The sequence below is a fragment of the Streptomyces sp. NPDC101776 genome (genome assembly GCF_044766845.1).
Classification (GTDB): domain Bacteria; phylum Actinomycetota; class Actinomycetes; order Streptomycetales; family Streptomycetaceae; genus Streptomyces.
In genome coordinates, this window is record NZ_JBIWMV010000002.1 from 377362 (window position 1) to 394543 (window position 17182).

General features: G+C 71.6%; 16 protein-coding genes. 14 read left to right on the plus strand and 2 right to left on the minus strand.

Annotated features, from left to right (window positions below):
• The first annotated feature begins 4 nt into the window (after positions 1-4).
• Both hemW and ACIRRY_RS07455 read left to right on the plus strand, forming a co-directional pair.
• On the plus strand, positions 5-1237 hold the full coding sequence (gene hemW, locus ACIRRY_RS07450) for a radical SAM family heme chaperone HemW (RefSeq protein ID WP_403968930.1): 1233 nt from the start codon (positions 5-7) through the stop codon (positions 1235-1237).
• Positions 1237-1746 carry a Uma2 family endonuclease gene (locus ACIRRY_RS07455; protein ID WP_403970829.1) on the plus strand — a complete coding sequence of 170 codons (510 nt, stop codon included), beginning with the start codon at positions 1237-1239 and terminating at the stop codon, positions 1744-1746. Before hemW ends, ACIRRY_RS07455 begins: the two co-directional genes overlap by 1 nt.
• Here the strand turns inward: ACIRRY_RS07455 and ACIRRY_RS07460 are convergent.
• On the minus strand, positions 1724-2533 hold the full coding sequence (locus tag ACIRRY_RS07460; protein WP_403968932.1) for a DUF3097 domain-containing protein: 810 nt from the start codon (positions 2531-2533) through the stop codon (positions 1724-1726). The genes ACIRRY_RS07455 and ACIRRY_RS07460 overlap by 23 nt on opposite strands.
• A gap of 34 nt (positions 2534-2567) precedes the next feature.
• Complete coding sequence (locus tag ACIRRY_RS07465; protein WP_403968933.1) at positions 2568-3287, minus strand: MBL fold metallo-hydrolase; 720 nt, start codon at positions 3285-3287, stop codon at positions 2568-2570.
• A 173-nt stretch (positions 3288-3460) separates the two neighbouring features.
• Between ACIRRY_RS07465 and hrcA the strand changes: the two genes are divergently transcribed.
• From hrcA to ACIRRY_RS07525, 12 genes are all read left to right on the plus strand, one after another.
• Positions 3461-4477 (plus strand): heat-inducible transcriptional repressor HrcA, encoded by a 1017-nt coding sequence (gene hrcA, locus ACIRRY_RS07470; RefSeq protein WP_043676478.1) that lies wholly within the window; start codon positions 3461-3463, stop codon positions 4475-4477.
• Positions 4478-5611: a molecular chaperone DnaJ gene (dnaJ, locus tag ACIRRY_RS07475; protein WP_328683406.1), complete on the plus strand. Its 1134-nt coding sequence runs from the start codon at positions 4478-4480 to the stop codon at positions 5609-5611.
• A 111-nt stretch (positions 5612-5722) separates the two neighbouring features.
• Positions 5723-6808, plus strand: coding sequence for a nitronate monooxygenase (locus ACIRRY_RS07480; protein ID WP_403968935.1), 1086 nt, complete (start codon positions 5723-5725; stop codon positions 6806-6808).
• Complete coding sequence (locus ACIRRY_RS07485) at positions 6805-7557, plus strand: 16S rRNA (uracil(1498)-N(3))-methyltransferase (RefSeq protein WP_403968937.1); 753 nt, start codon at positions 6805-6807, stop codon at positions 7555-7557. Before ACIRRY_RS07480 ends, ACIRRY_RS07485 begins: the two co-directional genes overlap by 4 nt.
• A 16-nt stretch (positions 7558-7573) precedes the next feature.
• A complete protein-coding gene (locus ACIRRY_RS07490) occupies positions 7574-7966 on the plus strand; it encodes a VOC family protein (RefSeq protein WP_403968939.1) in 393 nt (130 codons plus the stop codon).
• An 88-nt stretch (positions 7967-8054) separates the two neighbouring features.
• The gene (locus tag ACIRRY_RS07495; RefSeq protein ID WP_403968941.1) at positions 8055-8615 is read left to right on the plus strand and encodes a hypothetical protein; all 561 of its coding nucleotides are present in this window, start codon (positions 8055-8057) and stop codon (positions 8613-8615) included.
• A gap of 45 nt (positions 8616-8660) precedes the next feature.
• Positions 8661-11927 (plus strand): S41 family peptidase, encoded by a 3267-nt coding sequence (locus ACIRRY_RS07500; protein ID WP_403968943.1) that lies wholly within the window; start codon positions 8661-8663, stop codon positions 11925-11927.
• Between the two features lie 99 nt (positions 11928-12026).
• Entirely contained in the window at positions 12027-12380 is a 354-nt protein-coding gene (locus ACIRRY_RS07505) for a histidine triad nucleotide-binding protein (RefSeq protein WP_403968945.1), read from the plus strand.
• A 10-nt stretch (positions 12381-12390) separates the two neighbouring features.
• Entirely contained in the window at positions 12391-13296 is a 906-nt protein-coding gene (locus ACIRRY_RS07510) for a ribonuclease Z (protein WP_403968947.1), read from the plus strand.
• 20 nt (positions 13297-13316) lie between these two features.
• Positions 13317-14306 (plus strand): adenosine deaminase, encoded by a 990-nt coding sequence (locus ACIRRY_RS07515; protein ID WP_403968949.1) that lies wholly within the window; start codon positions 13317-13319, stop codon positions 14304-14306.
• A gap of 168 nt (positions 14307-14474) precedes the next feature.
• Positions 14475-15005, plus strand: coding sequence for a hypothetical protein (locus tag ACIRRY_RS07520; protein ID WP_403968951.1), 531 nt, complete (start codon positions 14475-14477; stop codon positions 15003-15005).
• Entirely contained in the window at positions 15002-17182 is a 2181-nt protein-coding gene (locus ACIRRY_RS07525; RefSeq protein ID WP_403968953.1) for a hypothetical protein, read from the plus strand. Before ACIRRY_RS07520 ends, ACIRRY_RS07525 begins: the two co-directional genes overlap by 4 nt.

A 17182-nucleotide genomic window follows, 5' to 3' on the forward strand; every position in this document is an offset into this window, starting at 1 on the left:
GGACATGCCTTCCGCACTCCCCGACGGCGATCCCGTCCCCGACGACGGTGCCCTGCCCGCGCAGGCGCTCGCCGGATCCGCAGACCGCCCCCTCGGGTTCTATCTGCACGTCCCGTACTGCGCGACCCGCTGCGGCTACTGCGACTTCAACACCTACACGGCGACCGAGCTGCGCGGCACGGGCGGAGTGCTGGCCTCCCGCGACAACTACGCGGACACCCTGATCGACGAGGTCCGCCTGGCCCGCAAGGTCCTCGGCGACGACCCGCGCCCGGTCCGCACGGTCTTCGTCGGCGGCGGCACCCCCACGCTGCTGGCGGCGGGCGATCTCGTACGGATGCTGGGCGCGATCAGGGACGAGTTCGGCCTCGCCCCGGACGCGGAGATCACCACGGAGGCGAACCCGGAGTCGGTGGACCCCGCCTACCTCGCGGCCCTCCGCGACGGCGGCTTCAACCGCGTCTCCTTCGGCATGCAGAGCGCGAAACAGCACGTACTGAAAGTGCTGGACCGCACCCACACCCCCGGCCGCCCCGAGGCCTGCGTCGCGGAGGCCCGCGCGGCCGGCTTCGACCACGTCAACCTCGACCTGATCTACGGCACCCCGGGCGAGAGCGACGACGACTGGCGCGCCTCCCTCGACTCGGCCCTCGGCGCGGGCCCCGACCACATCAGCGCGTACGCCCTGATCGTCGAGGAGGGCACCCAGCTCGCCCGCCGGATCCGCCGCGGCGAGGTCCCGATGACGGACGACGACGTGCACGCCGACCGCTATCTGATCGCCGACGAGGTGATGTCGGCGGCGGGCTTCGACTGGTACGAGGTCTCGAACTGGGCGACGTCGAATTCCGGCCGTTGTCTCCACAACGAGCTCTACTGGCGCGGCGCCGACTGGTGGGGCGCGGGCCCCGGAGCGCACTCGCACGTCGGCGGCGTCCGCTGGTGGAACGTGAAGCACCCGGGCGCGTACGCGGGGGCCCTCGCCGCCGGCCGCTCCCCGGGCGCGGGCCGGGAGATCCTCACGGAGGAGGACCGCCGGGTGGAGCGGATTCTGCTGGAGCTACGACTTCGGGAGGGGGCGCCGTTGGACCTGCTCCGGCCGGAGGGGCTCGCGGCTTCGCGCCGGGCGCTGGGGGAGGGGCTGCTGGAGGCGGGGCCGTACGAGGAGGGGAGCGCCGTGCTCACACTGCGGGGGCGGTTGCTGGCGGACGCGGTGGTGCGGGACCTGGTGGACTGATCGCTCGGGGGACTGAACCGGGGCAGGAGGCGGATTCGGTTACGGGGGAGATCGTGCTGACGGTCGGCCCTGACCTGGTGCACAACGCGATCGTTGCGACGGTTCAGGACCAGATTCCCAGGACGGGCTGGAGACGGCTTCAGACGCAGCGAGTGGCGATCCCAGAAGAGCCGAACGAGCCGCAGCCGGACCTTGTGGTGATCGAACGCGGTACCGGCCCCGATCGCCGAAGACTGATGCCCGCCGGGGCCGCCACACTGCTGGTCGAGGTCGTCTCCACCAGCAGCGTCCATCGCGACTACAGCGTCAAGTGCTCGATCTACGCCGCGGCCGAAGTGCCCGGGTACTTGATCATCGATCCGGTCATGGCCCAGTGCGTCCTGCTCACCGAGCCGACGGGCACGGGCGAGGACGCGGACTACCGCACACCGTTGGAGCCCATCTGCATGGAACTGGACACCAGCGAATTCGCCGCCTACGAGAACGTCACGCCTCACCGCTACCCGTGACGAAGTCGATCAACTCCTCCACCCGCCCCAGCAGTTCCGGCTCCAGATCCTTGTACGACGTCACCTTGGCGAGAATCGCCTGCCACACCGCACCGGTGTTTTCCGGCCAACCCAGCGCCCGGCACACCCCCGTCTTCCAGTCCTGCCCGTGCGGGACCCGGGGCCACGCGGCGATGCCCACGGAGGACGGTTTCACGGCCTCCCAGATGTCGATGTAGGGGTGGCCGACGACGAGCGCGTGCTCGCTGGTGACGGCCTGGGCGATGCGCCACTCCTTGGTGCCGGGGAGCAAATGGTCCACCAGGATGCCGAGGCGGGCGTCCGGCCCCGGGGCGAACTCGTCGACGATGGAGGGCAGATCGTCGACGCCCTCCAGGTACTCGACCACCACGCCCTCGATACGCAGGTCGTCACCCCACACCCGCTCGACGAGCTCGGCGTCGTGCCGCCCCTCGACGTAGATCCGCCCGGCACGGGCCACGCGCGCGCGTGCGCCGGGGACGGCGACCGAACCGGACGCCGTACGCGTGGGCCGCAGCGGACTCGACACCGGCTTCACCAGGGTCACCACGCGGCCCTCCAGGAGGAAGCCGCGCGGCTCCAGGGGGAACACCCGGTGCTTGCCGAAGCGGTCCTCCAGGGTGACCGTGCCGGCCTCGCAGCGGATCACCGCGCCGCAGAAACCGGTGCCGGGCTCCTCGACCACCAGGCCCGCCTCCGCGGCGACCTCGGGGACGGGCTTCGGCTTCTTCCACGGCGGGGTCAGATCGGCGGAGTACTGGCGCATTCGGATGACGATAGGAGAACCGGCCCGCCCGGTTTCACGACACGCCGAAACGGGTTGCCAACGCGTCCCGTTGGGCCCGCACGAACCCCGAGTCCACCACCGCTCCGTGACCGGGCACGTACAGCGCGTCCTCACCGCCGAGGGAGAGGAGCCGGTCGAGCGCGGCCGGCCAGTGCGCCGGTACGGCGTCGGGGCCCGCCTGGGGTTCGCCGGACTCCTCGACCAGGTCGCCGCAGAAGACGACCGGCGGGTCGCCCGGCACCACGAGCGCGAGATCGTGGGCGGTGTGCCCGCGCGTCGCCACGAGCTGTACCTCCGGGCCGCCGTCCAGGTCGAGCACCGCGGTGCCCCACACGTGTTCACGGGGGCACACGAGGAGGTCCGCCGCGTTCTCCGCCGCCCGCGGATCCAGCCCGTTGCGCACCGCGTCGGCCCGCAACTCCTCACCGCCGTGCTCGAACACCTCGCTCAGGCCCCCGGCCACGAGAACCGTCGCCCCGGCAAAGACCGCCGCCCCGAAGACATGGTCGAAATGGGCGTGGGTGAGCGCGAGATGGGTCACACGGCGCCCGGCGATCGCCTGCGCCGCCGTACGCAACCGCGCGCCCTCCGCCACACTCGATCCGGCGTCGATCATGAGCGCGGAGCCGCCCCCGACGACCAGCCCCACCGTGCAGTCCCAGCCAGGCAGCCGGCACCGCCCCACCCCGGCGGCCAGCCGCTCCCACCCCGCCTCTTCCCAAGTCACCGTCATACGGCGACGCTAACGGTGAGGGGACCAGGGATTGACATCGGTAGGACCGGCCTTGCCCGGGGTGTACCCCACGGCCGTACACTGGGCCGGGGAACGCTGGCACTCACGCGCACAGAGTGCCAGGAAAGGGCAGCCCGGCAACAAAACGGCGACCAGAACTGGAGGTGTGCGCGATGCTCAGCGAACGCAGGCTTCAGGTACTGCGCGCCATTGTCCAGGACTACGTCGGCACCGAGGAGCCGGTCGGGTCCAAGGCGCTCACCGAGCGGCACAGCCTCGGCGTCTCCCCGGCGACGGTGCGCAACGACATGGCGGCCCTGGAGGACGAGGGCTACATCGCCCAGCCGCACACCAGCGCCGGGCGCATTCCGACGGACAAGGGCTATCGCCTCTTCGTGGACAAGCTGGCCGGCGTCAAGCCGATGACCGGCCCCGAGCGCAAGGCGATCCAGAACTTCCTGGACGGCGCGGTCGACCTCGACGACGTCGTGGGCCGTACGGTCCGGCTGCTCGCGCAGCTCACCCGGCAGGTCGCCGTCGTGCAGTACCCCTCGCTGACCCGCTCGACCGTCCGGCACGTGGAGCTGCTGTCGCTGGCCCCCGCGCGCGTGATGCTCGTGCTGATCACGGACACCGGGCGGGTCGAGCAGCGCATGGTGGACTGCCCGGCGCCCTTCGGGGAGTCCTCGCTCGCGGATCTACGCGCGCGGCTCAACAGCCGGATCGCGGCCCGCCGCTTCGCGGACGTGCCGCAGCTCGTGCAGGACCTGCCGGACGCCTTCGAGAACGAGGACCGCGGCACGGTCGCGACGGTGCTCTCCACCCTCCTGGAGACCCTCGTCGAGGAGACCGAGGAGCGGCTGATGATCGGTGGCACCGCCAATCTCACCCGCTTCGGACATGACTTTCCCCTCACCATCCGCCCCATCCTGGAAGCCCTGGAGGAGCAGGTCGTCCTCCTCAAGTTGCTTGGTGAGGCGGGGGATTCGGGCATGACCGTACGGATCGGTCACGAGAACGCCTACGAGGGACTCAACTCCACTTCCGTGGTCTCGGTCGGCTACGGTTCGGGCGGCGAGGCAGTCGCCAAGCTCGGCGTGGTCGGACCGACCCGCATGGATTACCCGGGAACGATGGGAGCGGTACGCGCAGTGGCACGGTACGTCGGACAGATCCTGGCGGAGTCCTAAGTGGCCACGGACTACTACGCCGTTCTCGGCGTGCGTCGCGACGCGTCGCAGGATGAGATCAAGAAGGCCTTCCGCCGGCTCGCGCGCGAGCTGCACCCGGACGTGAATCCGGACCCGAAGACCCAGGAGCGGTTCAAGGAGATCAACGCCGCCTACGAGGTGCTCTCGGACCCGCAGAAGAAGCAGGTCTACGACCTCGGCGGCGACCCCCTCTCGCAGGCGGGCGGCGCGGGCGCGGGCTTCGGCGCGGGCGGCTTCGGGAACTTCTCGGACATCATGGACGCCTTCTTCGGTACGGCGTCGCAGCGCGGACCGCGCTCGCGCACCCGCCGGGGCCAGGACGCCATGATCCGGCTGGAGATCGAGCTGGACGAGGCGGCCTTCGGCACCACGAAGGACATCCAGGTCGACACGGCCGTCGTCTGCAACACCTGCAACGGCGAGGGCGCCGCCCCCGGCACCTCCGCGCAGACCTGTGACATGTGTCGCGGTCGCGGTGAGGTCTCGCAGGTGACCCGGTCCTTCCTGGGCCAGGTCATGACCTCCCGCCCCTGCCCGCAGTGCCAGGGCTTCGGCACGGTCGTGCCGACGCCGTGCCCGGAGTGCGCCGGTGACGGCCGCGTCCGCTCGCGGCGCACGCTCACGGTCAAGATCCCGGCGGGTGTGGACAACGGCACCCGGATCCAGCTCGCGGGCGAGGGCGAGGTCGGCCCCGGCGGCGGCCCCGCCGGTGACCTGTACGTCGAGATCCACGAGCTGCCGCACGCGATGTTCCAGCGCCGCGGCGACGACCTGCACTGCACGGTCACGCTCCCGATGACGGCGGCGTCCCTGGGTACGAAGGTGCCGTTGGAGACGCTGGACGGCATGGAGGAGGTCGACATCCGCCCGGGCACCCAGTCCGGCCAGTCGATCCCGCTGCACACCAGAGGCATCACACATCTGCGCGGCGGCGGCCGGGGCGACCTCATCGTGCACGTCGAGGTCACCACCCCGACCAAGCTCGACGTGGAACAGGAACGCCTGCTGCGGGAACTGGCGAAACTGCGCGGCGAGGAGCGCCCCATGGGGACGTTCCAGCCTGGGCAGCAGGGCCTGTTCTCCCGGCTGAAGGACGCGTTCAACGGTCGCTGACCCGGCCCTCCGCCCGGGCGGAAAGCGTGCCCCGTACCGGGCATGCACCTGTCCTATGCCGGGCGGAAGGCCGGATTCGGACTTGTTCGGAGGACGTGACAACATGCCGTCATGTCCTCCGCACTGACCGATCTCTTCCCTCATCCGATCGTGCAGGCCCCGATGGCGGGCGGTGTCTCCGTCCCGCGTCTCGCGGCCGCCGTGTCCGAGGCCGGCGGGCTGGGATTCCTCGCCGCCGGGTACAAAACAGCCGACGGCATGTACCAGGAGATCAAGCAACTGCGGAGTCTGACGTCCCGCCCCTTCGGCGTGAACCTCTTCATGCCGCAGCCCGAGTACCCCGAGTACGCGGACAAGGCGGCCGTCGACGTCTACGCCCACCAACTGGCCGGCGAGGCCACCTGGTACGACACCGAACTCGGCGACCCGGACAGCGGCCGCGAGGACGGCTACGACGCCAAGCTGTCCGTCCTGCGCGACAACCCGGTGTCCTTCGCCTCCTTCCACTTCGGCGTCCCGACCCCCGAGGTGCTGGACTCGCTGCGCCGGGCCGGCACCTTCACCCTCGTCACCGTCACCACCGTCGAGGAGGCCCTCGCCGTGGAGCGGGCCGGTGCCGACGCGGTGATCGCGCAGGGCGTCGAGGCCGGCGGCCACCAGGGCACCCACCGCGACCTCCCGGAGAACGACGGCGCCGGCATAGGCCTGCTCTCCCTCGTCGCCCAGATCCGCGAGACCGTGAGCCTCCCGATCGTCGCCGCCGGCGGTCTGATGCGCGGCAGCCAGATCGCCGCCGCCCTCGCCGCGGGCGCGAGCGCGGCCCAACTCGGCACGGCGTTCCTCACCACCCCCGAGTCCGGCGCCCACGCCCTGCACAAGCAGGCGCTCACCAACCCCCTGTTCACGCGAACCGAGTTGACCCGCGCCTTCTCCGGCCGCCCGGCCCGCGGCCTGGTCAACCGCTTCATGCGCGAGCACGGCCCCTACGCCCCCGCCGCGTACCCGGAGATCCACCACCTGACCTCCCCGCTCCGCAAGAAGGCCGCCGCGTCCGGCGACCCGCAGGGCATGGCCCTGTGGGCGGGACAGGGCCACCGCATGGCCCGCGAGCTGCCGGCCGGCCAACTGGTCGAGGTCCTGGCCGCCGAACTGGCCGTCGCCCGGACAGCGTTGTCGGCCGGCGGCGAGCTCCGATGACCGCGCCGGTGTTCATCGTCGAGTCCCTGGCGGGCGTGGGCCCCGGCTCCGTCGCCGAGGTGGCCGGACCCGAGGGACGACACGCCGTTTCCGTACGACGGCTGCAGCCCGGCGAGGACGTCGTGCTCACGGACGGACAGGGCCGGGGCGCCGCCGGTGTAGTCGTCAGGGCCGAGGGCAAGGACCGGCTGATCGTCGAACTCCACGCGTTCCCCGCCGAGTCGGAGCCCAGCCCCCGCATCACCGTCGTCCAGGCCCTCCCCAAGGGCGACCGCGGCGAGCTGGCCGTGGAGACGATGACCGAGACCGGTGTCGACGCGATCGTCCCCTGGGCGGCCTCCCGTTGCATCACGCAGTGGAAGGGCGAGCGGGGCCTCAAGGCCCTCGCGAAGTGGCGGGCCACCGCACGCGAGGCCGGCAAGCAGTCCCGCCGGCTGCGCTTCCCGGAGGTCGCGGACGCGGTAACGAGCAAGCAGGTTGCGGCACTTCTGGCCAAAGCCGACTTCGCCGCCGTCCTGCACGAGGACCGAGAGTACGGCAGCGAGCCCCTCGCCACCGCCGAACTCCCCACCGAGGGCGAGATCGTGCTGGTCGTGGGCCCCGAAGGAGGCGTCTCCCCCGAGGAGTTGAGGCTCTTCGAGGACGCGGGGGCGAAGGCCTGCCGGCTCGGGCGTAGCGTGCTGCGTACATCGACGGCCGGGACCGCGGCGACCGCCCTGCTCCTGGGCCGTACCGGACGCTGGTCCTGAACCAGGAGGGATCGCCGTGGAACTCGCCCAAGTACGGCTGCTCGTCACCGACTTCGCCGCCTGCTACCGCTTCTACGCCGAAGTCCTGGGCCTGAAGCCCCAGTCGGGGGCGGCCGAGGGACCGTACGAGAAGTTCTCCCCCTCGATCGGCTCGGCCGGGATCGCGCTCCAGGACCGCGCGATGATGGCCCAAGTCCTGGGCGAACTTGGGGAGTCGGCGACCGGGCACCGCTCGCTCGTGGTGCTGCGGGTCGACGGTCTGGACGGGTACTGCGAGCAGATCACCGCCCGGGGCGCGGAGCTGCTGCACGGGCCCGCGCCGATGACGGACCGGATGCGGGTCGCCCATCTCAAGGACCCCGAGGGCAATGTGGTGGAGCTTCAGGAGTGGCTGCTGCTCCGCGGCTGACGATCGTGCGCCGGTGATTGCGCCCCCGGCGCACGGGTGGCCGTATGCGCTCTTCCTTGTGCGCCGTGACGGTGGCAGGCTGCCGTCCATGGGGGCGTTGAGACAGAACTGGCGTCGGCCGCGCGGCCGACGGGTGGCCGCCGTGGCGGGGCTCGCGGTGGTGACCGTGGGCGGGGCCGTCGCGTGCCAGCCCGGTGACCTCAGCGCGGCGACCGTCGCGTACACCACCGACAAGACGGCGACCGCGGAGCTCAAGCGGGACCATGTGAGCGTGCGCTGGCTGACCTGCACGGGCAACTACGGCAGCGGCAACAAGGCCTACACGCCCGGGAAGACGCCCTCGCCGACCGAGACCACGGTCGTCAGCGTCGACTGCCAGGGACAGACGAACGACAACCGGGACATCACCGTCACCGGCAAGGTCACCCGGGCCGTCGACGGCGCGTGTGTGCGCGGCGACCTGGTCGCCAAGGTCGGCGGCAAGCAGGTGTTCCACGTGACCGGGCTCGGCGACTGCAACGCGGCGACACCGTCGTCCGTGTCCAACCCGAACCCGTCCCTCACCTACGGCCCCGGACCGACCGTCACGGTCACCAAGACGATCTGGTGCAAGGGCGACCCGACCTGCTGGCCCGTCGAGGGCAAGTGATCCAAACCACTGTCGGCGCAGGCCGCCGCTGCATACGCTGATCAGGTGACTCAGCCCTCAGCGTCCGCAGCCCAGGCCAGTCCGCAGGCCTATCTCCGCTTCCCGCACCTGCACGGCGAGTTGGTCGCCTTCACCGCCGAGGATGACGTGTGGCTGGCGTCCCTCGACGGCGGCCGGGCCTGGCGGGTCAGCGCGGAGAACGTGCCGGTGAACCACCCGCGCATCTCGCCCGACGGCACGACCGTCGCCTGGACCTCCACCCGGGACGGCGCCCCCGAGGTACACATCGCCCCGGTCGACGGTGGCCCCGCCAAACGCCTGACGTACTGGGGCAGTTCACGCACCCAGGTACGCGGCTGGACGGCGGACGGCCAGGTCCTCGCGATCAGCACCCACGGCCAGGCGAACCTCCGCCGCAGCTGGGCCCGCGCGATCCCGCTGGACGGCGGACCGGCAACCACCCTCCCGTACGGGCCGGTCGGCGATGCGGCCGTCGGCCCCGACGCCACCGTCCTCCTCTCCGCGCCCATGGGCCGCGAGGCCGCCTGGTGGAAGCGCTACCGGGGCGGCACGGCCGGCAAGCTGTGGATCGACCGCGAGGGCGACGGCGAATTCACGCGCCTGCACGAGGAGTTGGACGGCAACATCGAGTACCCGCTGTGGGCCGGGGAGCGGATCGCGTTCCTCTCCGACCACGAGGGCACCGGCGCGCTCTACTCCTCCCTCGCCGACGGCACCGACCTCCGCCGCCACACCCCCCTTGGGGGCACCTCCCGCTCGAGCGAAGTCGAGAGTGGGGGAGGTTTCTACGCCCGGCACGCGTCCGGCGACGGCACCCGGATCACGTACTCCTCCGCCGGTGAACTCTGGCTCCTGGACGACCTGGACGGCGCCGAACCCCGCCGCCTCGACCTCCGGCTCGGCGGACAGCGCACCGACCAGCAGCCGTTCCCGGTGTCCGCCGCCCGCTGGTTCGGCTCCGCCTCGCCCGACCACACCGCACGCGGCAGCGCGGTCGCCGTCCGCGGCACCGTCCACTGGGTCACCCACCGCTCCGGGCCGGCCCGCGCGCTCGCCGCCACCCCCGGCGTACGGGCCCGGCTGCCCCGCACCTTCCGCGCCGACGGCGAGGAGTGGGTGGTGTGGGTGACGGACGCCGAGGGCGACGACGCCCTGGAGTTCGCCCCCGCCACCGGCCTCGCCCCCGGCGCCACCCCGCGCCGCATCGCCGCCGGACAACTCGGCCGCGTCCTCGCCCTCACGGTGGCCCCCGACGGCAGCCGGGTCGCCGTCGGCTCGCACGACGGCCGCGTCCTCCTCGTCGAGCGCGAGACCGGCGAGGTCCGCGAGGTCGACCGCAGCGAGGACGGCGACGCCTCGGGCCTCTCCTTCTCCCCGGACTCCGCCTGGCTCGCCTGGTCGCACCCCGGCCCGCGCCCACTGCGCCAGCTCAAGCTCGCCAACACCACCGACCTGTCGGTCACCGAGGCGACCCCGCTCCGCTTCCAGGACTACGCCCCCGCCTTCACCCTCGACGGCAAGCACCTGGTCTTCCTCTCCACCCGCTCCTTCGACCCGGTCTACGACGAGCACGTCTTCGACCTCGCCTTCGTGGTCGGCGACCGCCCGCACCTGATCACCCTCGCCGCCACCACCCCGTCCCCCTTCGGACCGCAGCGGCACGGCCGCCCCTTCGAGGCCCCCGACAAGGACGAGACCCCCGACAGCGAGGGCCGCCCGACCACCCGCGTCGACCTCGAAGGCCTCGCCGACCGCATCGTCGCCTTCCCGGTCGAGGCAGGCCGCTACTCCAACCTGCGCGCCGCAAAGGACGGTGTCCTCTGGCTGCGCCACCCCGTGCAGGGAGTCCTCGGCGCCACCCGCGCGACCCCCGAAGACCCCGACCCCAAAACGGAGTTGGAGCGCTACGACCTCGCCCAGCAGCGCATCGAGCACCTCGCCGGGGACGCCGACCACTTCGAGGTCAGCGGCGACGGCAAACGCGTCCTGCTGTGGACGGACCACAAACTGCGGGTCGTCCCCAGCGACCGCCGCGCCTCCTCCTCCGAGGACGACGACAGCGACTCGAACATCAACGTCGACCTGTCCCGCATCCGCCAGACCGTCGACCCGGCCGCCGAGTGGCGGCAGATGTTCGACGAGACCGGCCGTATCATGCGCGACAACTTCTGGCGCGCCGACATGAGCGGCGTCGACTGGGCCGGAGTCCTCGACCGCTACCGCCCGACCCTCGACCGCCTCGCCACCCACGACGACCTCGTCGACCTCCTCTGGGAGGTGCACGGCGAACTCGGCACCTCGCACGCCTACGTCACCCCGCGCGGCGGCCACGGCCACGGCGACCGCCAGGGCCTGCTCGGCGCCGACATCTCCCGTCACGACGACGGCAGTTGGCGCATCGACCGCATCCTGCCCTCCGAGACCTCCGACCCCGCCGCCCGCGCCCCGCTGGCCGCCCCCGGCGTCGCCGTCCGCGCGGGCGACGCGATCCTCGCGGTGGCCGGACAGCCCGTGGACCCGGTCACCGGCCCGGCCCCCCTCCTCATCGGCACGGCGGGCAAGCCCATCGAACTGACCATCTCCCCGGCCGGCGGCGGAGACCCCCGCCACGCGGTCGTCGTCCCCCTCGCGGACGAGGAACCGCTCTACTACCACGCCTGGGTCGCCGACCGCCGCGCCTACGTCCACGAGAAGTCCGGCGGTCGCCTCGGCTACCTCCACGTCCCCGACATGCAGGCACCGGGCTGGGCCCAGATCCACCGAGACCTCCGCGTGGAGGTGGCCCGAGAAGGCCTGGTGGTGGACGTCCGCTACAACCGAGGCGGCCACACCTCCCAGTTGGTGGTAGAAAAACTGGCCCGCCGCATCGTCGGCTGGGACCTCCCACGCGGCATGCGCCCCTACAGCTACCCCGAGGACGCCCCTCGCGGCCCGGTCGTAGCCGTAGCCAACGAGTTCTCCGGCTCCGACGGCGACATCGTCAACGCGGCGATCAAGGCACTGGGCATCGGCCCGGTGGTCGGCACCCGCACCTGGGGCGGCGTGATCGGCATCGACAGCAGGTACCGCTTGGTCGACGGCACACTGATCACCCAGCCCAAGTACGCGTTCTGGCTTGAGGGTTATGGGTGGGGGGTGGAGAACCACGGCGTGGATCCGGACGTAGAGGTGGTGCAGAGGCCTCAGGATTATGCGGCGGGACGGGACGCACAGCTGGACGAGGCAATCAGGCTGGCGCTGGAGGCACTGGAGGCGGCTCCCGCGAAAACACCGCCGGGATTGCCCACCTAGGGGCGCGGGGAACTGCGCGACCAGCCACAACGGCGCAGCACTCAACGACGATACGATGCCCACCGTAAAGCGCCGCTCACCTCCCGGAGGGGATCCCAAATGTCAGGGGAACCACAGGACGACTGCCTGTTCTGCAAGATCGTCGAGGGCCACATCCCGGCGACGATCGTCCGCGAAACAGACACCACCGTCGCGTTCCGGGACATCAACCCCCAGGCCCCCACCCACGTCCTGGTCATCCCCCGCGTCCACTACCCCGACGCCGCCTCCCTGGCCACCGTCGAACCGACCATCGCCGCCGACGTCCTCCGCGAGGCCGGCGAGGTGGCGACAGACGAGAAGCTCGACAGCTACCGCGTCATCTTCAACACGGGCACCGGCGTGGGCCAGACCGTCTTCCACGCCCACGCCCACGTCATGGGCGGCCGCGGCATGCAGTGGCCGCCCGGATAACCAACTCACCATGTCCGTACGCGAATTGGTGATCCTCGGCACCGCCAGCCAGGTCCCCACCCGCCAGCGCAACCACAACGGCTACCTCCTCCGCTGGGACGGCGAGGGCATCCTCTTCGACCCCGGCGAGGGCACCCAGCGCCAGATGCTCCGCGCCGGGGTGGCCGCGCACGACCTCAACCGCATCTGCGTCACGCACTTCCACGGCGACCACTCCCTCGGCCTCGCGGGCGTCATCCAGCGCATCAACCTGGACCGTGTCCCGCACCCGATCACCGCGCACTACCCGAAGTCCGGCCGGCGCTTCTTCGAGCGCCTGCGCTACGCGACCGCGTACCGCGAGACGGTAGGCATCACGGAGTCCCCGGTGTCGGCGGACGGAGTGCTCGCCACCACGGAGAGCTACACCCTGGAGACCCACAAGCTCTCCCACCCCGTCGAGTCCTACGGCTACCGCCTCACCGAACCCGACGGCCGCCGCATGCTCCCCGACCGCCTCGCCGCGCACGGCATCAAGGGCCCGGACGTGGGCCGCATCCAGCGCGAGGGCACGGTCGACGGCGTCTCCCTCGACGAGGTCAGCGAGGTGCGGCACGGCCAGCGTTTCGCCTTCGTCATGGACACCCGCCTCTGCGACGGAGTGCACGCGCTCGCGGAAGGCTGCGACCTGCTGGTGATCGAGTCGACGTTCCTGGACGAGGACGAGCAACTGGCCGTGGACCATGGCCACTTGACCGCGGGACAGGCGGCCCGAGTGGCCCGGGACGCCGGAGTCCGCCACCTCGTCCTCACCCACTTCAGCCAGCGCTACTCCGAGCCGGAGGAGTTCGAGCGGCAGGCGCGGGCCGCGGGCTTCGAGGGGGAGCTGACCGTGGCGCACGATCTACTCAGGGTGCCGGTTCCGAAACGGCGGTAAAACACCCGTACGATACTTCGATGCCCATTCCCAAAGCCGAACTGCACCTGCACATCGAAGGCACCCTGGAGCCCGAGCTGGCCTTCGCCCTCGCGGCCCGCAACGGCGTCGAGCTGCCGTACGCGGACACCGAGGAACTCCGCAAGGCGTACCTCTTCGAGGATCTCCAGTCCTTCCTGAACCTCTACTACGAGCTGATGGCCGTCCTGCGCACCGAGCGGGACTTCGAGGACCTGGCCAACGCCTATCTCGCCCGCGCCGCCGCGCAGGGCGTCCGGCACGCGGAGATCTTCTTCGACCCGCAGGCGCACCTCGCGCGGGGCGTGGACATGGGCACGGTGGTGGAGGGCCTGCGGCGGGCGCTCGGCGACAGCGAGACCAACCACGGCATCTCGACCCGGCTGATCATGTGCTTCCTGCGCGACGAGTCCGCCGACTCGGCCATGCGGACGCTGGACGCGGCGAAGCCGTACCTCCACCGGATCACCGGCATCGGCCTCGACTCGGCCGAGGTCGGCCACCCGCCGGTGAAGTTCCGCGAGGTGTACGAGGCCGCCGCCGCGCTGGGTCTACGACGGGTCGCGCACGCCGGTGAGGAGGGCCCGCCCGCCTACATCACCGAGGCCCTGGACGTGCTCGGCGTCGAGCGCGTCGACCACGGCCTGCGCTGCATGGAGGACGCGGAGCTGGTCGCCCGCCTGGTCCGGGACCGCATCCCGCTGACCCTCTGCCCGCTGTCGAACGTCCGGCTGCGCGCGGTCGACGTCCTGGCCGAGCACCCGCTCCCCGCCATGCTCGACGCGGGCCTGCTCTGCACGGTCAACTCCGACGACCCGGCCTACTTCGGCGGGTACGCCGGCGACAACTTCGACGCGATCCGCGAGGCGCTGCACCTGACCGAGGACCGGCTGCGCGAACTGGCCCGCAACTCCTTCGTCGCGTCCTTCCTGGAGGACGACGAGGAGCGCCGGGCACGGTATCTCGCCGAGGTCGAGGCGTACGTCTTCTAGCCACCTTCGAGTCGCCGCGTCCCCAACTGCCCCGGGAAGTCGGCCGATTGGGGTTGGCCGAAGTCCTTTGCCTTTCCTTGACAAACAACGGAAGATCGTATTTAGGTTTGCCTTACCTAAGTTGATGCGGCCGCTGATCCGGCCGCCGACCGGAAGGCACTCCTCGCCATGAGATCCGTCCTGTCCACCCGTACCGCCGTTCTCGCCGTCGCCGCGTCCGCCGCGCTGACCCTGGGCCTGGCGACCTCGGCCTCCGCCGAGACCTCCACCCGCTCGGTGGTCGACGGAACCACGACCTACAACCTCTCGCTGACCGCGCCGGGCGCGGCGTCGGCGGCGGGCCAGGTCGTCACGGTCACCGGTTCCGGCTACAACACGAGCCAGGGCGTCTACGTCGGCCTGTGCGCGGTCGGCGGCGCGCAGGGCGCGGCCAAGCCGACCCCGTGTCTCGGCGGCCAGGACGAGACCGGCACGACGGGCGCCTCGCACTGGGTGAACGACACCTTCGGCGGCCTGTTCGCCAACAGCTCCAAGTTCGGCACCGGCGGCACCTTCAGCGTGTCGATCTTCGTCAAGGCCACGCTCGACGACGGCCGGGTCTGCGGCGAGGACGTGGACTGCGCGATCGTCACCCGCGCCGACCACTTCGACAGCGAGGACCGCAAGTACGACGTCCACGTCCCGGTCACCTTCCAGTGACGGTAGTCAGACGTCCGGCGGCGCTCCTGGGCGCCGCCGCCCTTGCCGCCGCCTCCGCCCTGGCCCTCGGCGCGTTCGGGACCGGCCCGAGCGCCCAGGCCGTCGCCGGCACCCCGAGGACGGCCCTGAGCAAGGACGGCCAGCGGCTCACGGTCTCCGCCTCCACCGGACTCGACCCGGCCGGCGACACGGTCCACGTCACCGGCGAGGGCTACGACACGGCCAAGGCGATCTACGTCGCCGTCTGCAAGGACAACGGCGACAACCGCATCCCCAGCCCCTGCCTCGGCGGCGCGGACACCGGCGGCACCGGCGGTTCGTCGGCGTGGATCGTGCCCGAGGGCGACCCGTACGCGGGCGGTCTCGCCCAACTCTGGGGCGCGGGCGGCACGTTCGCCGTCGACATCGAGGTCACCGCCAAGGACAGCAGCCTCGACTGCGCCCAGGTCGTCTGCTCGGTCGTCACCCGCGTCGACCACCGCAACACGGGCGACCGGACGCAGGACGTACGCGTCCCCATCGCCTTCGAGGGCCAGGACCCCGGCGACGACGGCGGCGAAGGCGTGGACGTCCCCGCCGGTACCGTCAGCTACGTCCGGGCGGCGGAGTTCACCACGGCGGGCCGCCCCCTGGACATAGTGCTGCACCCCAACTCCGGGAAGCTGTACGTCGGTTCGGACAACATCGTCGACACGGCCGACGTGAGTGAACAGGGCCTCTACGCCCTCGACCCGGCCGGCGGCACACTCCTCAGCCACATCCCGCAGGCCCCCGGCTCCACCGGCGCGCTCGCCGCCCGGGTGGTCCCGCAGATCATCGCCCCGCTCTCCGGCGACGGCGTGGTCTTCCACTACCCCCTGCGGGGCATCGGTACGGCGAAGGACGGCGACACGGCGGCGAAGGGCGTCTGGCTGACCGGCGCCGCGGTCACCGGCGCGGGCCCGGGCACCACCGCGAGCACGGTGCTGGTGGCTCAGGGCCCGACGCTCTCCGAGATCGAGACCGCGACGGGTGTCGTGCGGCGCACCCTCACCCTCGACGGCGGCTCCGAACTGGGCGTCGACACCGCGCACTTGGCCGCCTGGTCCACCGGCCTCTCCGGCGGCGAGCTGCGCCGCATCGACACGACGACCTTCGCCGTCACCGCGACGGCCGAACTCCCGGAAGGCGCCGTCTACTTCGTCGAACCCGACCCGGAGACCGGCAACGTCTGGGTGGGCAGCGGCAGTTCGGTCCTGGTCTACGACAAGGACGCCAAGCTCCTCGCCACGCTGGAGGACGTCGACCGGGCCACCGCCCTGGCCTTCGACACGTCCACCCACCGGGCCTTCGTCCTCCGCGAGGACTACGGAAACGCCGACGCGGGCGCCGACTTCATCGGTTCCCTCCAGGTCTTCGACAGCGCGACCTTCGCCAAGGCGGCCGAGACGCTCGCCCTCCCGGGCAGCCGCGCCAACACGACGGCGGGCGTCGCGGTCACCCCCGGCGGAGCCACCGTCTACGTCACGGACCAGGCCGAGAGCAAGGTCCTCGAACTCGACCGCCGGATGTCCCCGAAGGTCACCCAGGCACCCACCGACCAGTCCGTCGCGCCCGACGGCGAGGTCGCCCTGGTCGCGGCGGCCGACGGCACCCCGCAACCCACGGTGCGCTGGCAGACCAGCCCCGACGACGGCCAGACCTGGTCCCCGATCGAGGGCGCCACGCAGAACGCGTACACCTTCACCGCGAAGACCGCGCAGGACGGCTACCGCTACCGTGCGGAGTTCACCAACTCCGTTGGCACGACGCGCACTTCACCGATCACCCTCACGGTCACCGAGCCCGGTGAGGGGACGGACGGCGGAACGGACGGGGGGACGACGGGCGGAGACCCGTCCGGTGACTCAGGTGGTACGGGTACTACGGGTTCCACGAGCAGTACGGGTACTACGGGTACTACGGGCGGGACAGGCACGTCCGGTTCGACTACGGGCGGTACTACGGGAACGGGAACAACGGGAGCGGGAACAACAGGAGGCACGGGCACCGAAGGGGCATCCACCTCCACCACCGGCAGTCTCGCCGCCACCGGAGCCGCCATCGGCACCGTGGCCGCCCTGGCCGCGCTGCTCACCGGCGCCGGCTGGTACCTGCACCGTCGGGCGGCTCGTGGAGGCACCCGCCCGGTTCAGTAG

Excerpts from the sequence above, each read along its gene's own strand:
- hemW (WP_403968930.1), top strand. The coding sequence starts at position 5 with ATGCCTTCCGCACTCCCCGACGGCGATCCCGTCCCCGACGACGGTGCC.
- ACIRRY_RS07460 (WP_403968932.1), bottom strand. The coding sequence starts at position 2,533 with ATGCGCCAGTACTCCGCCGATCTGACCCCGCCGTGGAAGAAGCCGAAG.
- ACIRRY_RS07465 (WP_403968933.1), bottom strand. The coding sequence starts at position 3,287 with ATGACGGTGACTTGGGAAGAGGCGGGGTGGGAGCGGCTGGCCGCCGGG.
- hrcA (WP_043676478.1), top strand. The coding sequence starts at position 3,461 with ATGCTCAGCGAACGCAGGCTTCAGGTACTGCGCGCCATTGTCCAGGAC.
- ACIRRY_RS07480 (WP_403968935.1), top strand. The coding sequence starts at position 5,723 with ATGTCCTCCGCACTGACCGATCTCTTCCCTCATCCGATCGTGCAGGCC.
- ACIRRY_RS07485 (WP_403968937.1), top strand. The coding sequence starts at position 6,805 with ATGACCGCGCCGGTGTTCATCGTCGAGTCCCTGGCGGGCGTGGGCCCC.
- ACIRRY_RS07495 (WP_403968941.1), top strand. The coding sequence starts at position 8,055 with ATGGGGGCGTTGAGACAGAACTGGCGTCGGCCGCGCGGCCGACGGGTG.
- ACIRRY_RS07505 (WP_403968945.1), top strand. The coding sequence starts at position 12,027 with ATGTCAGGGGAACCACAGGACGACTGCCTGTTCTGCAAGATCGTCGAG.
- ACIRRY_RS07510 (WP_403968947.1), top strand. The coding sequence starts at position 12,391 with ATGTCCGTACGCGAATTGGTGATCCTCGGCACCGCCAGCCAGGTCCCC.
- ACIRRY_RS07515 (WP_403968949.1), top strand. The coding sequence starts at position 13,317 with ATGCCCATTCCCAAAGCCGAACTGCACCTGCACATCGAAGGCACCCTG.
- ACIRRY_RS07520 (WP_403968951.1), top strand. The coding sequence starts at position 14,475 with ATGAGATCCGTCCTGTCCACCCGTACCGCCGTTCTCGCCGTCGCCGCG.